Origin of the sequence: Streptomyces scabiei 87.22, from assembly GCF_000091305.1 — a bacterium.
Classification (GTDB): domain Bacteria; phylum Actinomycetota; class Actinomycetes; order Streptomycetales; family Streptomycetaceae; genus Streptomyces; species Streptomyces scabiei.
On record NC_013929.1, the window covers coordinates 1,907,319 to 1,924,784 of the forward strand.

10 protein-coding genes and 1 pseudogene are annotated in these 17,466 nt (G+C 70.8%); 6 read left to right on the forward strand and 5 right to left on the reverse strand.

Annotated features, from left to right (window positions below; all coding sequences use genetic code 11):
* Positions 1 to 66: 66 nt before the first annotated feature.
* Positions 67 to 942: a LysR substrate-binding domain-containing protein gene (locus tag SCAB_RS07990; protein ID WP_086022932.1), complete on the forward strand. Its 876-nt coding sequence runs from the start codon at positions 67 to 69 to the stop codon at positions 940 to 942.
* 1,099 nt (positions 943 to 2,041) lie between these two features.
* Entirely contained in the window at positions 2,042 to 3,868 is a 1,827-nt protein-coding gene (locus SCAB_RS07995) for an AMP-dependent synthetase/ligase (RefSeq protein ID WP_012999551.1), read from the forward strand.
* Between the two features lie 36 nt (positions 3,869 to 3,904).
* On the opposite strand, the gene SCAB_RS08000 is transcribed toward SCAB_RS07995, so the two are convergent.
* Positions 3,905 to 4,687 (reverse strand): hypothetical protein, encoded by a 783-nt coding sequence (locus SCAB_RS08000; protein WP_041668957.1) that lies wholly within the window; start codon positions 4,685 to 4,687, stop codon positions 3,905 to 3,907.
* Positions 4,688 to 4,918: 231 nt separating this feature from the next.
* On the opposite strand from SCAB_RS08000, the gene SCAB_RS08005 reads away from it, so the two are divergent.
* A complete protein-coding gene (locus tag SCAB_RS08005) occupies positions 4,919 to 5,755 on the forward strand; it encodes an aldo/keto reductase (protein ID WP_012999553.1) in 837 nt (278 codons plus the stop codon).
* 99 nt (positions 5,756 to 5,854) lie between these two features.
* Here SCAB_RS08005 and SCAB_RS08010 read toward each other — a convergent pair.
* The 4 genes and pseudogenes from SCAB_RS08010 to SCAB_RS08025 all read right to left on the reverse strand — a co-directional run bounded on the left by SCAB_RS08010 (position 5,855) and on the right by SCAB_RS08025 (position 10,238).
* Positions 5,855 to 6,593 (reverse strand): annotated as a pseudogene (locus tag SCAB_RS08010) (SDR family oxidoreductase).
* A gap of 118 nt (positions 6,594 to 6,711) precedes the next feature.
* Entirely contained in the window at positions 6,712 to 7,608 is an 897-nt protein-coding gene (locus tag SCAB_RS08015) for a class I SAM-dependent methyltransferase (RefSeq protein WP_012999555.1), read from the reverse strand.
* 139 nt (positions 7,609 to 7,747) lie between these two features.
* Complete coding sequence (locus SCAB_RS08020; protein ID WP_037729073.1) at positions 7,748 to 8,344, reverse strand: dihydrofolate reductase family protein; 597 nt, start codon at positions 8,342 to 8,344, stop codon at positions 7,748 to 7,750.
* Between the two features lie 181 nt (positions 8,345 to 8,525).
* A complete protein-coding gene (locus tag SCAB_RS08025; protein WP_012999557.1) occupies positions 8,526 to 10,238 on the reverse strand; it encodes a glycoside hydrolase family 6 protein in 1,713 nt (570 codons plus the stop codon).
* Between the two features lie 379 nt (positions 10,239 to 10,617).
* Here SCAB_RS08025 and SCAB_RS08030 point away from each other — a divergent pair, with 379 nt between their 5' ends.
* The 3 genes from SCAB_RS08030 (at position 10,618) to SCAB_RS08040 (ending at position 17,428) form a co-directional block, all read left to right on the forward strand.
* Positions 10,618 to 13,533, forward strand: a complete 2,916-nt coding sequence (locus SCAB_RS08030) for a glycoside hydrolase family 48 protein (RefSeq protein WP_041668958.1) — start codon at positions 10,618 to 10,620, stop codon at positions 13,531 to 13,533.
* A gap of 128 nt (positions 13,534 to 13,661) precedes the next feature.
* On the forward strand, positions 13,662 to 16,328 hold the full coding sequence (locus tag SCAB_RS08035; RefSeq protein WP_012999559.1) for a cellulose binding domain-containing protein: 2,667 nt from the start codon (positions 13,662 to 13,664) through the stop codon (positions 16,326 to 16,328).
* Positions 16,329 to 16,510: 182 nt separating this feature from the next.
* The gene (locus tag SCAB_RS08040; RefSeq protein ID WP_012999560.1) at positions 16,511 to 17,428 is read left to right on the forward strand and encodes an endonuclease/exonuclease/phosphatase family protein; all 918 of its coding nucleotides are present in this window, start codon (positions 16,511 to 16,513) and stop codon (positions 17,426 to 17,428) included.
* Positions 17,429 to 17,466 lie beyond the last annotated feature (38 nt).

A 17,466-nucleotide genomic window follows, 5' to 3' on the forward strand; every position in this document is an offset into this window, starting at 1 on the left:
ATCGGGAATCCGTCATACCGCTCTGACTGTCATCACGTTTCGCGATGACCGGGTAGGGTGGCGATCGTGTACGACCCCTCCCATCTGCGCACCTTCCTCGCCGTGGCCCAGACGCTGAGCTTCACGCAGGCCGCCCGCCGGCTGGGGCTGCGCCAGTCGACGGTCAGCCAGCACGTGCGCCGTCTGGAGGACGCGGCCGGGCGGCAGCTGTTCTCGCGGGACACCCACTCCGTGGAGATGACGGAGGACGGCGAGGCGATGCTCGGGTTCGCCCGACGGCTGCTGGAGGTGCACGAGCAGGCGACGGCGTTCTTCACCGGGACCCGGCTGCGCGGGCGGCTGCGGTTCGGCGCGTCCGAGGACTTCGTGCTCACCCGGCTGCCGGAGATCCTGGAGGCGTTCCGGCACGACCATCCCGAGGTGGACCTGGAGCTGACGGTCGAACTGTCGGGCACGCTGCACGAGCGGCTCGCGGCCGGCCGGCTCGATCTGGTGCTGGCGAAGCGGCGCCCGCAGGATCCGCGCGGCGAACCGGTGTGGACGGACCGGCTCGTCTGGATCGGCGCGGAGCGGCTGCGCGTGGACCCCGACCGCCCGGTCCCGCTGATCGTCTACCCGCCGCCCGGCATCACGCGCGCTCTGGCCCTGGAGGCGCTGGAGCGCGAGGGCCGTTCCTGGCGCATCGCCTGCACCAGCGGAAGCCTCAACGGGCTCATCGCCGCCGCCCGCGCGGGCCTCGGCGTGATGGCGCACTCCCGCCGCCTGGTCCCTCCCGGCCTGGCCCGGGTCCCCGAACGGGCCGGGCTGCCCGAACTCGGCGAGGTCGACTTCGTCCTGGTCCACGGCCGCCGCCCCGGCGCGGCGACGAACGCGGCGGACGCCCTGGCAGCAGCGATCCTCACCGGCGGAGACCGCCTGCACGGCGGACCACGGGGGCTCTGAGGGCCGCCTTCGGCCGGGGGCCGGCGGGAGGGCGGCCCAAAGGCCCGGGCGGAGGCCGGCCACGGACCCGAGCGGGGGTCTCTGCGGGCGCCCGGCCGTGACGCCGGGGCCTCCTGCCCGGCAGACCACACCTGCGGTGACGAAGGCCCCGGCCGGGGGGCGGGTGAGGTCCGGTCGGCCGGCGGGCGAGGTCCGACCGGCGGGCGGGCGACGTCCGGCCGGCGAGGTCCGGCCGGGGGACGGGCGAGGTCCGGCTGGCCGGCGGGCGGGCGGGCGAGGTCCGAGGCGGGCGGGCGACGTCCGGCCGGCGAGGTCCGGCCGGGGGACGGGCGAGGCCCGGCTGGCCGGCGGGCGGGTGAGGTCCGGCCGGCCGGCGGGCGGGTGAGGTCCGGCCGGAAGAGGCCGTCTTCGCCTCCGGCATCCGCCCAAGGACCTGGACGCAAGCCCCGGCGAACACCCGGCCGGACGCCCTGACGGAAGCCCTGACGGAAGCCCGGCCGAAGATCCGGGCCGAGCACGACCAGGCTTCCGGCGACGACTCGGGGCGGCAAGGCCCCGGCGGAGTCGGCCGGCTCGCCGGCGGCGGCCCGCCTCGCCTCTCGGAGGGCGGGCGAGTCTGCGGCAGGCCCAGCGGCGGCCTGAGCGGCGTCAACCTCAACCTTGCCCTGGACGGCGCGCTCGTCGCCGCCGGCTCAGGCGCCCGCGGAGGCCCCGACCGCACCCTTGCCGGACGCCCCGGCCGCGCCCCGCCTACGCCCCGACCGCACCCCGGCCGACGGCGCGCGTTCATGAGGCGGACCCGGCGCACCGGCGGGCTCGCACCGGCGAGCCCCTGGAGTTGAGGGGTGTTCGTGTTCGGTGTGGCCGGAACGCGTTCGGACAGACACGTACCGTCATCGGCGCGTGCGGGTTCGGTGGAGATTGACCTCACGCAAGCCGCCGCACGGTGGGGCAATATGCCGGAGTCATCCTCTTCTGCGGCCGTTCACCTGCGCCGACCCGTGCCTTGCGTCCCTATGCGCCCCCTCCACAACCCTCCCGTACCCCCTCGCGGTGAGGTAGCTTTCACGCGCTGTGCGGAGCGCCACGAGGAGCGGGTTTGCGCGAATTCACCAACCCCCCGTTGGCGTCGGCGCCGCCGGTGGGCGGCCTGGCCGACGTCGTCTTCGAGCACGCCCAGGAGGACCCGGACCACATCGCGCTCGGCCGCAAGGACGAGCGGGGCGAGTGGTGCGACATGACCTCCGCCGAGTTCCGCGACGAGGTCCTCGCGCTGGCGAAGGGGCTGCTGGCGCAGGGCATCCGGTTCGGCGACCGGGTCGCCATCATGTGCCGCACCCGCTACGAGTGGACCCTGTTCGACTACGCGCTGTGGACCGTCGGCGCCCAGGTCGTCCCGGTCTACCCGACCTCCTCCGCCGAGCAGGTCTTCTGGATGCTGTACGACTCCCAGTGCACGGCGGCCATGGTCGAACACGAGGACCACGCGATGACCATCGCCACGGTCATCGACCGGCTGCCCCAGCTGCGCCGGCTCTGGCAGCTGGACGTGGGCGCGGTGCAGGAGCTGTACGAGTCGGGCGCGCACCTCGACGACGAGGTGGTGCACCGGCACCGTCTCGCGGTCACCCCGGAGTCGATCGCGACGATCATCTACACCTCCGGCACCACGGGCCGCCCCAAGGGCTGTGTCATCTCGCACGCCAACTTCATGGTGGAGGCGGACACGGTCATCGAGCGCTGGGCTCCCCTGTTCACCTCCCGCAGGGGCGACGCGGCGGCGACGCTGCTGTTCCTGCCGCTCGCCCACGTCTTCGGACGGATGGTGCAGGTCGCGGGCATCCGCGGAAAGGTCAAGTTCGGCCATCAGCCGCAGCTCAACGCGGCGGTCCTGCTGCCCGACCTCGCCGCCTTCCAGCCCACGTTCTTCCTCGCGGTGCCGTACATCTTCGAGAAGGTCTTCAACGCGAGCCGGCGCAAGGCCGAACGCGAGGGGAAGGCCGGGCCGTTCGAGAAGGCGGTCGAGGTCGCCGTGAAGTACGCGGACGCGATGGAGGCGAGGGCCTGGGGGACCGGCCCCGGTCCCTCGGCGGGGCTGCGGATGCAGCACCAGTTCTTCGACAAGGTCGTCTACGCCAAGATCCGGGAGGCGATGGGCGGCCGGATCAAGTACGCGATGTCCGGCGGCTCGGCGATGGACCGCCGGCTCGGACTGTTCTTCGCGGGGGCCGGTGTCCACATCTTCGAGGGGTACGGCCTGACGGAGTGCACGGCGGCCGCGACCGCCAACCCCCCGGAGCGCACCCGGTACGGCACGGTCGGCCGGCCCATCCCGGGCGTGAGCGTGCACATCGCGGACGACGGCGAGATCTGGCTGCGCGGCCCCAATGTCTTCCAGGGCTACCTGAACAACCCGAAGGCCACCGACGAGACCCTGCACGACGGCTGGCTCGCCACCGGCGACCTGGGCTCGCTGGACGAGGACGGCTATCTCACCATCACCGGGCGCAAGAAGGAGATCCTGGTGACCTCGGGCGGCAAGAGCGTCTCGCCGGCGATCCTGGAGGAGCGGGTGCGTGACCACCCGCTGGTCGCCCAGTGCATCGTCGTCGGCAACGACCGTCCGTACATCGCGGCCCTGGTCACCCTGGACGGGGAGGCGGTCGCGCACTGGCTGCAGATGCGCGGCAAGCCGACGCCGCCCGCGGCCGAGCTGGTGCGCGACCCGGAGCTGGAGACCGAGGTGCGGCGGGCGGTGGTCGCCGCCAACACCCTGGTCTCGCAGGCCGAGTCGATCCGCACCTTCCGCATCCTCGCGCACCAGTTCACCGAGGAGCACGGGCTGCTGACGCCGTCGCTGAAGCTGAAGCGCAGGGCGATCGAGAAGGCGTACGCGAAAGAGGTGGAGGCGCTGTACCGGGCGTGACACCGCCCCGGCCGGCCCCGCCTCCCCCTTCCCCGTTCAGACCAGTTGATAGCCCTTCAGGTTCCGCAGCAGAAGGTGGCAGTTCCGCAGGGAGTCCGAGGTGTCGCCGAGAGAACGGTAGATACCCCACTTGGGGCGCAGGCGGTCGGCGAGGAAGGTGTCCACGCCCGAGCGGGAGACGTCGATCAGGGTGGCCGGGCCCTTGCGGAGGATCCAGCGCACCGAACCGGCCGCGCCGTTGCCGACCTTGACCTGGAAGTCGACGTCGACCCAGGAGTCGTGCAGGGGCGCGAGGGCGGTGCGGCCGACGAGGAGGTTGTCGATCGGCAGTTTCAGCTCGATCGTCTGCACTCCGTCGACCCGGCGCAGGGACTGCACCACCAGGGGCGAGGTACCGGCGCCGGGCTGCTTCATCTGCATGAGGTGCGTGAAGCTGGTGGTCGCCCGCAGCGAGGCCGGGATGTACATCCCGTAGGTGACGCGCCAGGTCTGGCCCTCGGTCCAGCGCAGGAAGCCGTCGCCGGTGCGCAGGCCGGTGACCTCATGACGCTGCCGGTCGGTGGCGGTGTCCCGGTCGACGGTGTGCATGTCGAAGCGCCAGGTGTCGCCGACGGCGCGGATGTGCGGCGAGGCGGAGGGATGCGAGCCGGCGCGGTCGTCCTCCAGGGTCTCGAAGGCGCGCAGCCCTTCGCCGCTCGCCGAGGGGGACCACCTCAACTGCCAGGAGGCGGCGTGCGCGGCGGGGGCGGGCAGCCCGGCGGTGGCCGCGGCGGCACCGCCGAGCGCGGCGCCGAGGACGTTCCTTCGTGTGCGGGTCATGGGCCATCCATTCACATATGTGACCATCATTCAGTGACATGCATTACGGCAGGGACAGAGTCCACGCATGACCGTGTTCGGTCAATGGTCCAGACCGATACTCTTGAAGCACCGGATCCGTTTCCGGCCAATCTGCGATTCGGAGCGCGAGCGGTCCGCTCAGGAATGCATCGCGCTCCGTGATCGTTGACGATGGGAAGCACCAACCGACGACTTAAGGATCGAGAGCTCGTGAGCAGCAAGGTCCCCCCGATCATCCTGAACAACGGCGTCGAGATGCCCCAGCTGGGCTTCGGCGTGTGGCAGGTGCCGGACGACGAGGCCGAGCAGGCGGTCACCACCGCGCTGGAGGCCGGCTACCGCAGCATCGACACCGCCGCCATCTACGGCAACGAGGAGGGCACCGGCAAGGCCATCGCCGCCGCCGGCGTGCCCCGCGAGGATCTCTTCGTCACCACCAAGCTCTGGAACAGCGACCAGGGCTACGACTCCACCCTCCGCGCCTTCGACACGTCCCTGGCCAAGCTGGGCCTGGAGTACGTGGATCTGTATCTGATCCACTGGCCGATGCCGGCCCGGGGCACGTTCGTCGACACCTTCAAGGCGTTCGAGAAGCTCTACGCGGACGGCCGCGCGAAGGCCATCGGTGTCTCCAACTTCCTTCCGGAGCACCTGGAGACGCTGATCGAGGCCACCAGCGTCATCCCGGCGGTCAACCAGATCGAGCTGCACCCGCACCTGCAGCAGCGCGCGTCCCGCGAGTACCACGCGGAGCAGGGCATCGCCACCGAGGCGTGGTCGCCGCTCGGCCAGGGCAAGGGGCTCCTGGAGGTCCCGGCGGTCATCGCGATCGCACAGAAGCACGGCCGCACCCCCGCCCAGGTGGTCCTGCGCTGGCACCTCCAGCTGGGCAACGTGGTCATCCCCAAGTCGGTGACCCCGTCCCGCATCAAGGAGAACATCGAGGTCTTCGACTTCTCCCTGGACACGGAGGACATCGCCGCGATCAGCGCGCTGAACGAGGACCGGCGCATCGGCCCGGACCCGGCGACGTTCGACCAGGCCTGAGACCGGGCCGCTCCCGGCGTCCGTCCGCCGGGAGCGCGAAGACGGCCGACCGCCCGCCGGACGTCGTCCGGCGGGCGGTCGCGTTTGCGGACGCGATCCTCAGACCGGCTGGCCGATCGGGCGTACGACCACCGTGTTGACGTCGACGCCGGCCGGCTGGCGGATCGCCCAGACCACGGAGTCGGCGATCTGGTCGGCGGTGAGGAGACAGCCCGGCGGGAGACTTCCGTAGGCGTCCCAGAACGGGGTCTCCACCCGGCCCGGCGCGATCAGGGTCACACCGATCCCCCACTCGGTGACCTGCCGCCGGGTGTTCTCGGCGAGCCCGGTGACGGCCCTCCCCCACTCTCGACTTCGCTCGAGCGGGAGGTACCCCCCTGGTCGCCCCGTAGATGTTGCCGGGACCGTGGATGAACCCTGCGACGCTGCCGACCAGCATGATCCGCCCCCGGGTCTCCTTGAGGGCGTCGATGGAGGCCCTCACGAGCAGGGCGGGACCCAGCACATTGGTCAGCACCATCTCGGTCCACCCCGCGGGGTCCCCCTCGGCGACGGTGTCGTGGGTGCCGAAGCCCGCGTTGGCGAGGACGGTGTCGATCCGCCCGAACTCCTTCAGCGTGGCGTCCACCGCGGCCTGGACGTCCGCGTACGCGGCCGCGTTGCCCGGGACGGTCAACAGCCCTTCCGGATCGCCGAGTTCGGCGGCGAACGCGCGCAGCCGCTCGGCCCCGCGCCCGGTGACGGTCACCCGGTGGCCGAGGTCGAGCAGCTGCCGGGCGACCGCGGCGCCGATACCGCTGCCGCCGCCGGTGATGAGTGCGACCGGTGCTTCGGACATGGTCCTCCCCCTCTTTCCCCGTCGGCCGACCGGAGTGGGGCCGACGAACGGAGTCCACCACTTGAAGCGCTCTCGAAGTCAAGGCCGGCCGTCGTCGGCACGCGCCCGGGGGCATCCGTCAGCGGCGGGCCACGTGCACCGTCTGGGCGGCGAGGACGAACAAGTCCGTGCGGTGGTGCAGGCTCGCCTTGTCGTCGGGGTCGAGGAGCCGGTCGACGGTCGCGAGGTCGGCCGGGTCGAGGAGGTCCGCGAGGTTCCCCCGGCCGCGCTGGAACGAGGCGACGGCGTAGGCCCGGGCGGCCTCCGGGACGGGAGCCGGAAGGTCCAGCAGGAAGGTGCGGGACGTCGCCTCGCGCAGGCCCGCCGCGGTCAGCAGCCCCGGCCAGTCCTCGGGCTCCGCGACACTGCCGGGCAGCGAGGCCCGCATCTCGCCGAACCACCGGTCCTCCGCCGCGTCGAGCCGGGACTGCAGTCCGGGGCGGCCGATGCCGATGTCACGCGGCAGGAACCGGCTGGGCAGGCCGCCCTCGACGACGGCCAACGTGCCACCGGGGGCCAGGCGTTCGGCGAAGGCGGCGAGGCCGGCGCGCTGGTCGCCGAGGTGGTGCAGACTGCGGCTCGCCCACAGCAGATCGGCGGGGTACTCCAGGTCGCCCAGCCCGTCCGGCAGTTCGGCCTCCAGGGTGCCGAACCGGTCGGCGAGGCCGAGCCGTTCGGCACGGGCGCGGGCCCGCTCCAGCAGCGGTCCGGACCCGTCCAGGGCGACGACCCGGGCGCCGGGGAACACGTCGGCCAGCAGACAGCTCACGACCCCCGGCCCGCTGCCGACGTCGACGACCAGCCCCGGGTCGGGCTGCAGGGTGGCGACCCAGGCGGCGGCCTGCCGGTTCAGCGGCGCGAACAGCTCGGCCTGCTCCTCCAGGTGCTCGGCCAGGTCGCTCCAGTCGATGCCGGTGTGGCCGTGCCGACCGCTGTGGCCGTGGTGGTGGTCAGGGCCGTGGTGGTGCTGTCCCATGGCGGTGTGCCTCTCTTCCGGGTGCCGCCAGCTTGCTCCGGCGCACCGGAGAACGGCCACTTCCGTTGCCGTATCGGCAAAACCGCTGTGCCGATACGGCTTCGCCGAGGGACCCGGACGCGGCCGACTGAACACCGGCTCAGTCCTTGTCCCCCACCCGGTAGACGCACACGTTCGCCCCCGCGCCGTTGGTGGTCGTGGAGACCAGCTCCAGGGTGCGCTTGGCCCCGTCACCGGGGAAGATCGTCTTTCCGCCGCCGAGGACGACCGGCATGACGATCAGGACCAGTTCGTCGGCGAGACCCTCCGCGAGGAGGGTGCGGGCGAGGGTCGGGCTGCCCAGGACGAGCAGGTCGCCGCCGTCGGCCTCACGGAGTTCGCGGATGTGCGCGACGGCCTCCTCGCCCGGGATCCGCGTGGTGTTCTCCCAGGTCAGCTCGGAGTCGGCGAGCGTGGAGGACACGACGTACTTGCGCGCGGAGTTCATCCGGTCGGCGAAGGGGTCGCCCGCCCGGTCCGGCCACGCCCCGGCCATCGCCCGCCAGGTGCGGCTGCCGAAGAGGAGCGCGTCGGCCCGGCCCAGCGCGGCGTCCCAGGCACCGCCCACGACCTCCGGGTCGAAGAACGGGTGCGTCCAGCCACCGTGGGCGAACCCGCCGTCGGTGTCCTCCTCGGGACCTCCGGGCGCCTGCACGACACCGTCGAGGCTCATGAATTCGCAGATCACGATGCGCATGGCGTTCTCTTTTCCTGTCACTGTCACGGGCTTACGGCGAGGAAGACCGCCGCGCCGCCCGGAAGTCATCGCTCCCACCCCTCCCTCTCATCGTGAGGTGGCTCACACGGGCATGCCACCGGTCCGCCAGGGGGTGGGGGAAGTGTGACTGCCCCTGGCGGACCGGCTCAGCGGAGCGGACTCAGAGCGCGGGGTACGCGTTCTGCATCAGCTGCTGGAACTGGGCGGAGAACCACTTCCCGGAAAGGGGGGCGTTCCCCAGGGCACCGGACATGTTGTTGTTGTTGCGCGGGTTGCCCGTGTACGTCGGGTCGCACATGCGGTCGAAGCCCTTGCCCTCGTCGTTCGGGATGAGGGAGCTGGCCCCGTCGGACTCACCCGGGGGCTTCATCCAGACGTACGCGTCGATCCCGGTCGCCGGAGAGGCCTTCGGGCGTTCACCGAGACCGGCTCCGGCCTGGTTGCACCAGTTGCCGGTGTTGAAGCGGCGGTCGTAGCGCCCGCCGTCCACGTAGGTGTCGACGGTGGTCGTCGCACCCGGTCCGGTGGGCCGCGCGGTGCCGCCCCAGCCGTTGCGGGAGGTGTCGATCAGCATGCCGACGTTCGAGTTGAAGCCCGCCGAGACCGCCTGGGCACGGAAGGCCTGGGCGAAGGACAGCTCGTCGACGTAGCGGTTCCAGTCCACCCACTTCGACTCACGGACCGACTTGCCGCCCGCGGTGTCGTTGATGGTGAAGTTGTTCTCCTTCAGGGCGCTGTAGTTGGCCGTGTTGGTGATGAAGCCGTGGACGTCGTTGACCGTGGCGCCCTCGGCGGTCGCGGCCTCCTTCATGATGGCGGCGGAGGGGGCGAAGTTGTCGTCCCAGCCGAGCCAGCCGTGGTGGCCGGCGTCGACGTAGTTGTAGACGTTGGGGACGTCGCCCAGCTTGTTGAGCGCGTACCCGACACCCTTGACGTAGTTGCCGTTCGCCTTCATCACGTCGCACTGGGGCACGGCCGTCGGGCGGCTGCCGACGTTGGTGACGAGGTTGGGCAGCGAGTCGATCTCGACCGTGGTGACGATCCGCAGGCCGGCGTACTTGGAGTCGGCGAGGATCGCCTTGATCGGGTCGATGTACTGCGTCTTGTACTTGTCGATCTCCGTCGGGCCCAGCTCGCCGTTGGAGGCGAGGGCCGAGCAGTCACGGCCGGGCAGGTTGTAGATCACCAGCTGGACGACGAGTTCGCCGGAGCCCTTCTGCTTCAGCGCCTCGTCGAGGTGGGCGCGCAGGCCCATCTTGCCGCCCGCACCGGCGATGGCGGCGGTGCGGTCCAGCCAGACGCCCGTCGGCTGGTTGGAGATCCGGCTGCCGCCCGGTTCGGCGGCGGCGTTCGCGGACCACTCCGGGTTCACGTACACCTTGGCGCCGGCGTACGGGTTGTCCACCCTGCTGCCCGGCGTGCCGGGGCCCGGCTCGCCGGGGCCGCCGCCGCCGTCGTCGACGTTGCAGGTCACACCGTCGAGCGTGAAGGTCGCCGGCAGGGCGTTGCTCCCGCTGTAGGAGGCCTGGAAGCCGAAGCTGACCGAACCGCCGGTGGCCAGCGTGCCGTTGTACGACTCGTTGGCGGCGGTCACCGACGAACCGCTCTGGGTGATCCGGGAGTTCCAGCCGCTGGTGACCTGCTGGTTCCCGGCGTACGACCACTTCGCGGCCCACGAGGACTTGGCAGCACCGTTGTTGGTGATGGTGACGGCGGCGGTGAAGCCGGTCGACCACTGGTTCTGGACCTTGTAGTCGACCGTGCAGGGGATCGCCTGCACACCGGTGTCGTCCGGCACGGCGGCCACGGAGGTTCCGGCCGCGCCGGCGACCAGCGCCAACGCAGCCAGAAGTGCTGTTCTGGTACGGCTCATGAGTGCGGGTTTCCTCTTCCGTAGTGGGGTGTACGAGGAGGAGTCGTCGCGCTGTCGCCGAGGCGAGTAAAAGACCTGAACACGGGGGGTGTTCTTCGAGCGTCCCTCGCAGCTCGGACGCGTCGGGACAAACGCGTCGACTGGTGGAACCGCTCCCACTGGTGCTGGTGAAGGTAGCGCCAAGTCACGGTAAAAGACAGAGGTCTTGCGTTATTGCGCCCGATGAATCTTTTCTCCCCTGATCGAATCTTTTCGACTCTTCAAACACCTTGACCCCTTGCACCCTCGTCCTCAATATGGGAGCGCTCCCACTGGTTCAAGGCTTGTTGTTGCCGCTCCGCCCCCACCTTCGCCAGAGCCGCACGGAAGGAACCAGAGCATGCACCCCAGACGGAGACGCCGTGCCTCGCGGCGACTGTGGACGGCCGTGGTCGCGGCCTTCGCCCTCCCCCTGACGATGCTCGGCACCGGCTCGACGTCAGCCAGCGCGGCCGCGGTCGCCTGCAACGTCGACTACAAGACCAACGACTGGGGCTCGGGCTTCACCGCCGAGCTGACGATCACCAACCGGGGTACCGAAGCCATCAACGGCTGGACCCTGACCTACGCCTACGCCGGCAACCAGACGCTCAGCAACGGCTGGAGCGGCACCTGGACGCAGTCCGGCAAGTCGGTGACGGCGAAGAACGCGTCCTGGAACGGCACGATCGCCGTCGGGGCCGCCGTGAGCACCGGCGCCCAGTTCACGTACAGCGGCGCGAACGCGGCGCCGACGGGCTTCGCGGTCAACGGCACCACGTGTGTCGGCGCCCACCAGCCGCCGATCACCGTGCTGACCAGCCCGACGGCGGGCGCCACGTACTCGCAGGGTGACCCGGTGCCGATGGCGGCCACCGCGGCGGCCGCGGACAACGCGACCATCAGCAAGGTGGAGTTCTACGACGACACCAAGCTGCTGGGCACGGACACGACCTCGCCGTACACCTTCTCGGCCACCGGTCTGTCCGTGGGCAGCCACTCGCTGGTCGCCAAGGCGTACGACAGCCTGGGCGCGTCGGCGGACTCCACGCCGGTCGGCATCACGGTCGCCTCGGGCCCCGCGGTGGTGGTCTCACCGACGCAACTGGCCGTGCAGCAGGGCAAGACGGGCACGTACGACGTGAAGCTCTCGACCCAGCCCTCGGGCAATGTGACGGTGACGAGCGCGCGGGCCTCCGGCAACTCGGGCCTGTCGGTCACGGGCGGCGCGTCGCTGACCTTCACGCCGTCGAACTGGAACACGGCCCAGAAGGTGACCGTCACGGCCGACTCCTCGGGCACGGGCTCGGCGGTCTTCGAGTCGACGGCTACCGGCCACGCCAAGGCCTCGGTGACGGTGACGCAGCTGGCCGCGTCGAAGGTGTACGACGCCCGTTTCCTGGAGTTGTACGGCAAGATCACCAACCCGGCGAACGGCTACTTCTCCCCCGAGGGCATCCCGTACCACTCGGTGGAGACGCTGATCGTCGAGGCGCCGGACCACGGCCATGAGACCACGTCGGAGGCGTACAGCTACCTCCTGTGGCTGCAGGCCATGTACGGCAAGGTGACGGGCGACTGGTCCAAGTTCAACGGCGCCTGGGAGATCATGGAGAAGTACATGATCCCCACCAAGGCCGACCAGCCGACCAACTCCTTCTACACGGCGAGCAAGCCGGCGACGTACGCGCCCGAGCACGACACCCCCAATGAGTACCCGGCGCAGCTCAACACGTCGGTCTCGGTCGGCTCGGACCCCATCGCCGCCGAACTGAAGAGCGCCTACAACACGGACGACGTCTACGGCATGCACTGGCTGCAGGACGTGGACAACGTCTACGGCTACGGCAACTCGCCGGGCAAGTGCGAGGCCGGACCGGCCGACACCGGCCCGTCGTACATCAACACCTTCCAGCGCGGACCGCAGGAGTCGGTGTGGGAGACCGTCCCGCAGCCCACCTGCGACCAGTTCAAGTACGGCGGCAGGAACGGGTACCTGGACCTGTTCACCCGTGACGCCTCCTACGCCAAGCAGTGGAAGTTCACCAACGCCCCGGACGCCGACGCGCGCGCCGTGCAGGCCGCGTACTGGGCGGACGTCTGGGCCAAGCAGCAGGGCAAGGGCGGTGACGTCTCCGCGACCGTCGGCAAGGCCGCGAAGATGGGCGACTACCTGCGCTACGCGATGTACGACAAGTACTTCAAGAAGGTCGGGAACTGCGTGGGTCCGACCACGTGCCCCGCGGGCACCGGCAAGGACGCCTCCTTCTACCTGCTCTCGTGGTACTACGCGTGGGGCGGTGCCACCGACACCAACGCCGGCTGGGCCTGGCGCATCGGCTCCAGCCACGCGCACGGCGGCTACCAGAACCCGATGGCCGCGTACGCGCTGGCCAACTACGCCCCGCTGAAGCCGAAGTCGGCGACCGGGCAGGCGGACTGGGCCAAGTCCCTCGACCGCCAGGTCGAGTTCTACCGCTGGCTCCAGTCGAACGAGGGCGCCATCGCGGGCGGCGCCACCAACAGCTGGGCGGGGCGGTACGCCACTCCCCCGGCCGGGACGCCGACCTTCTACGGCATGTACTACGACGAGAAGCCCGTGTACCACGACCCGCCGTCCAACCAGTGGTTCGGCTTCCAGACGTGGTCCATGGAGCGGGTCGCCGAGTACTACCAGCAGACCGGCAACGCCGCCGCGAAGACGGTGCTCGACAAGTGGGTCGACTGGGCGCTGTCCAAGACCACGATCAACCCCGACGGGACGTACCGGATTCCCTCCACCCTGCAGTGGTCCGGCGCCCCGAACACCTGGAACGCGTCCAGCCCCGGCTCCAACAGCGGGCTGCACGTCACCGTCGCCGACTACACCGACGACGTGGGAGTGGCGGGCTCGTACGCCAAGACGCTGACGTACTACGCCGACCGCTCCGGTGACGCCGACGCGGCCCGGGTCGCCAAGGGGCTGCTCGACGGCCTGTGGCAGCACCACCAGGACGCGCTCGGTGTCGCCGTCCCGGAGACCCGTACGGACTACAACCGGTTCGACGACCGGGTGTACGTGCCGAGCGGATGGACGGGCACGATGCCGAACGGCGACACGGTCAACTCGTCGTCGACGTTCGAGTCGATCCGCACGTTCTACGAGGACGACCCGGCCTGGTCGAAGATCCAGGCGTATCTGGCCGGTGGCGCCGCGCCCTCGTTCACGTACCACCGGTTCTGGGCCCAGGCGGACATCGCCCTGGCCATGGGTGCGTACGCGGAGTTGCTGGAGTAGCTCCGGGCCGGCCGTCGGACGCGGTCGTCCGTGCCGGTCGCGCAGTAGCCCCGCGCCCCCTTCGGGGCGCGGGGTCGCTGTGCCCTTTTCTGAGAACTCCCCCCACTCGTCAGGAGAGGATCCCCACCTTGCGAAGAACCGGCGTCCTCACCACCGTCCTGGCCCTCGCGGCCGGCCTCCTCGCCGGATCCCCACCCGTGCTGGCCGCGAACAGGACCGAGAAGCCGGTGGCCGTCGCCGCCGACACCTACACCTGGAAGAACGCCCGGATCGACGGCGGCGGCTTCGTGCCGGGCATCGTCTTCAACCGCAAGGAGAAGAACCTCGCGTACGCCCGCACCGACATCGGCGGGGCCTACCGCTGGGTGGAGTCGTCGAAGAGCTGGACCCCGCTGCTGGACTCCGTCGGCTGGGACGACTGGGGGCACACGGGGATCGTGAGCCTCGCCTCCGACTCCGTCGACCCGAACAAGGTGTACGTGGCGGCCGGTACGTACACCAACAGCTGGGACCCGGGCAACGGGGCGGTCCTGCGGTCGTCGGACCGGGGCGCGAGCTGGCAGAAGGCCGCCCTGCCGTTCAAGCTGGGCGGGAACATGCCGGGCCGGGGCATGGGCGAGCGGCTGGCCGTCGACCCGAACAGGAACAGCGTGCTGTACCTGGGGGCGCCCAGCGGCAAGGGTCTGTGGCGCTCGACGGACTCCGGGGCGACCTGGTCGCAGGTGACGAACTTCCCCAACGTCGGCACCTACGTGGCCGATCCCTCCGACACGAGCGGGTACAACAGCGACAACCAGGGCATCGTCTGGGTCACCTTCGACGAGACCACGGGCACGTCCGGCAACGCGACGAAGACCGTGTACGTGGGGGTCGCCGACAAGGACAACGCGGTGTACCGGTCCACCGACGCGGGCGCGACCTGGTCGCGCGTGGCCGGACAGCCGACGGGCTTCCTGGCCCACAAGGGCGTCCTGGACGCGACGAAGGGCTATCTGTACCTGTCGTACAGCGACAAGGGCGGGCCCTACGACGGCGGCAAGGGCCAGCTGTGGCGGTACGCCACAGCGACGGGCACGTGGACGAACGTCAGCCCGGTGGCCGAGGCCGACACCAGTTACGGCTTCAGCGGGCTGAGCGTCGACCGGCAGCGTCCGGGGACGGTGATGGCGACGGCCTACAGCTCCTGGTGGCCGGACACCCAGATCTTCCGCTCGACGGACAGCGGCGCGACCTGGACGCGGGCGTGGGACTACACCTCCTATCCGAACCGCTCGAACCGCTTCACCATGGATGTCTCGTCCTCCCCGTGGCTGACCTGGGGCGCCAACCCCTCGCCGCCGGAGCAGACGCCCAAACTCGGCTGGATGACCGAGGCGTTGGAGATCGACCCGTTCGACTCGAACCGGATGATGTACGGGACGGGCGCCACGATCTACGGCACGGAGAACCTGGGGAACTGGGACGGCGGCGGGCAGTTCACCGTCAAGCCGATGGTGCGGGGGCTGGAGGAGACCGCGGTCAACGACCTGGCCTCACCGCCGTCCGGTGCCCCGCTGCTCAGCGCGCTCGGTGACGTCGGCGGCTTCCGGCACACGGATCTGACGAAGGTCCCGTCGATGATGTTCACCCAGCCGAACTTCACCACGACGACCAGTCTGGACTTCGCCGAGACCGGCCCGAACACGGTCGTGCGGGTCGGCAACCTGGACTCGGGGCCGCACATCGCCTTCTCCACCGACAACGGGGCCAACTGGTTCGCCGGGACCGACCCGTCGGGCGTGAGCGGCGGCGGTACGGTCGCGGCGGCCTCGGACGGCAGCCGGTTCGTGTGGAGCCCGGCGGGCACTGGCGTGCGGTACACGACGGGCTTCGGCACCTCGTGGTCGGCGTCGAGCGGTATCCCGGCCGACGCGGTCGTGGAGTCCGACCGGGTGGACCCGAAGACCTTCTACGGCTTCAAGTCCGGCAAGTTCTACGTCAGTTCGGACGGCGGGGCCACCTTCACCGCGTCGAACGCGACCGGCCTGCCGAGCGGCGACAGCGTGCGCTTCAAGGCGCTGCCCGGGGTCAAGGGCGACGTGTGGCTGGCGGGCGGGGCGTCGGACGGCGCGTACGGTCTGTGGCACTCCACGGACGCGGGAGCCACCTTCACCAAGCTCTCCGGTGTCGAGCAGGCCGACACGATCGGCTTCGGCAAGGCGGCCGCGGGGGCCTCGTACCAGACGCTCTACACCAGCGCGAAGATCGGCGGGGTGCGCGGCATCTTCCGCTCGACGGACAAGGGCGCGAGCTGGACCCGGATCAACGACGACGCCCACCGGTGGGGCTGGACGGGAGCGGCGATCACGGGTGACCCGCGGGTGTACGGGCGGGTCTACGTCTCCACGAACGGGCGCGGGGTCATCTACGGCGACTCCTCCGACACCGGCGGCGGGGGCGGGGGCACGGATCCGGACCCCGGACCCGGGCCGTCGGGGGCCTGCGCGGTGACGTACAGGATCACGGGCGAGTGGTCGGGCGGTTTCCAGGCGGACGTGCGGCTCGCCAACACGGGCACGAGCGCGTGGACCGGCTGGTCCCTCGGCTGGACCTTCCCCAACGGCCAGAGCGTCTCCCAGATCTGGAACGCCGCCCACACCCAGTCGGGGTCGGCGGTCACGGCGAAGAACATCGCCTGGAACGGGAATGTGGCGGCCGGTTCGTCGGTGAGCTTCGGCTTCACCGGGAGCTGGTCGGGGACGAACGGCAGACCGACCGCGTTCAAGCTCGGTGACCAGTCCTGCACGGTGACCTGACACCCGCGCAGGACGAGAAGAGGGCGCGCGCCCGGGTCGGGCGCGCGCCCTCTTCGCACCCTCCGGACCCGCCCTGTCACCCCCGGCACTTCACCCGCCCGACATGTTCATGACGAGCATGGAGGGGCATCCCTGAGTGTGTACGCACGGCTCGCCCGGAGACCTTCGCAGAAGGAGCCCCTGTGCCGAACCACAGCCGCGTCACGCGCCGGACGGGCCTCAAGACCGCCCTGGCCGCGGCGGTACTGTTGCCGTTGTCCCGCACCACCGGACTGACCAGCGCACCGGCCGCCGCGGCGGCGGAAGAGGAGGCCCCCGTGCCCCCGCTCTCCACCATGTCCTTCAACCTGCGGTACGCGAACACCGTCCGGCCCCACAGCTGGGCGGTCCGCAGGCCCGTGACGAAAGCCCTGCTGCGACAGGAGGCACCTCATGTCATCGGCACCCAGGAGGGCCTCCACCAGCAGCTGCTCGACATCGAGACCGACCTCGGCGGGAACCACCGCTGGATCGGCACCGGCCGGGCGGGCGGCAACCGCGACGAGTTCATGGCGGTCTTCTACGACACGCGCCGGCTCGCCCCGGTGGAGTACCGGCACTTCTGGCTCTCCGACACCCCGGAGGTGCCCGGCTCGAACACCTGGGGCGGCGGCTCCATCCGGATGGTCACCTGGGTGAGGTTCCGCGATCTCCTGGACGGCGGCCGGGAGTTCTACGTCCTCAACACCCATCTCGACAACCTCAGCCAGTACGCCCGCGACCGCGCCGCCGCCCTGATCGTCCGGCGCATCGCCGGGTTCGACCGGTCGCTCCCCCTCGTCGTCACCGGCGACTTCAACGTGGCGGCCCACCGCAACCCCGTCTACGACACGATGCTGGACGCCGGGCTCGTGGACACCTGGGACGCGGCGGCCGAGCGCACCGACCTGTACGCGACGTTCCACGGCTACCGCCCGCTGACCCCGGGCGGCGACCGTATCGACTGGATCCTGACCACCCCGGGCGTCACGGCACACCGCGCGGCCGTCAACACCTTCGCCTCGAACGGCCAGTACCCCAGCGACCATCTGCCCGTCCAGGCGACGCTGACGCTGGGCTGAGCGGCACGGCGTGCCGGGGTCCGGGGGCGGGTCGGCCC

Bases quoted from the DNA above. Each gene is read 5' to 3' on its own strand.
- SCAB_RS08030 (WP_041668958.1), top strand. From the start codon at position 10,618: ATGCACCCCAGACGGAGACGCCGTGCCTCGCGGCGACTGTGGACGGCC.
- SCAB_RS08020 (WP_037729073.1), bottom strand. From the start codon at position 8,344: ATGCGCATCGTGATCTGCGAATTCATGAGCCTCGACGGTGTCGTGCAG.
- SCAB_RS08025 (WP_012999557.1), bottom strand. From the start codon at position 10,238: ATGAGCCGTACCAGAACAGCACTTCTGGCTGCGTTGGCGCTGGTCGCC.
- SCAB_RS08000 (WP_041668957.1), bottom strand. From the start codon at position 4,687: ATGACCCGCACACGAAGGAACGTCCTCGGCGCCGCGCTCGGCGGTGCC.
- SCAB_RS08015 (WP_012999555.1), bottom strand. From the start codon at position 7,608: ATGGGACAGCACCACCACGGCCCTGACCACCACCACGGCCACAGCGGT.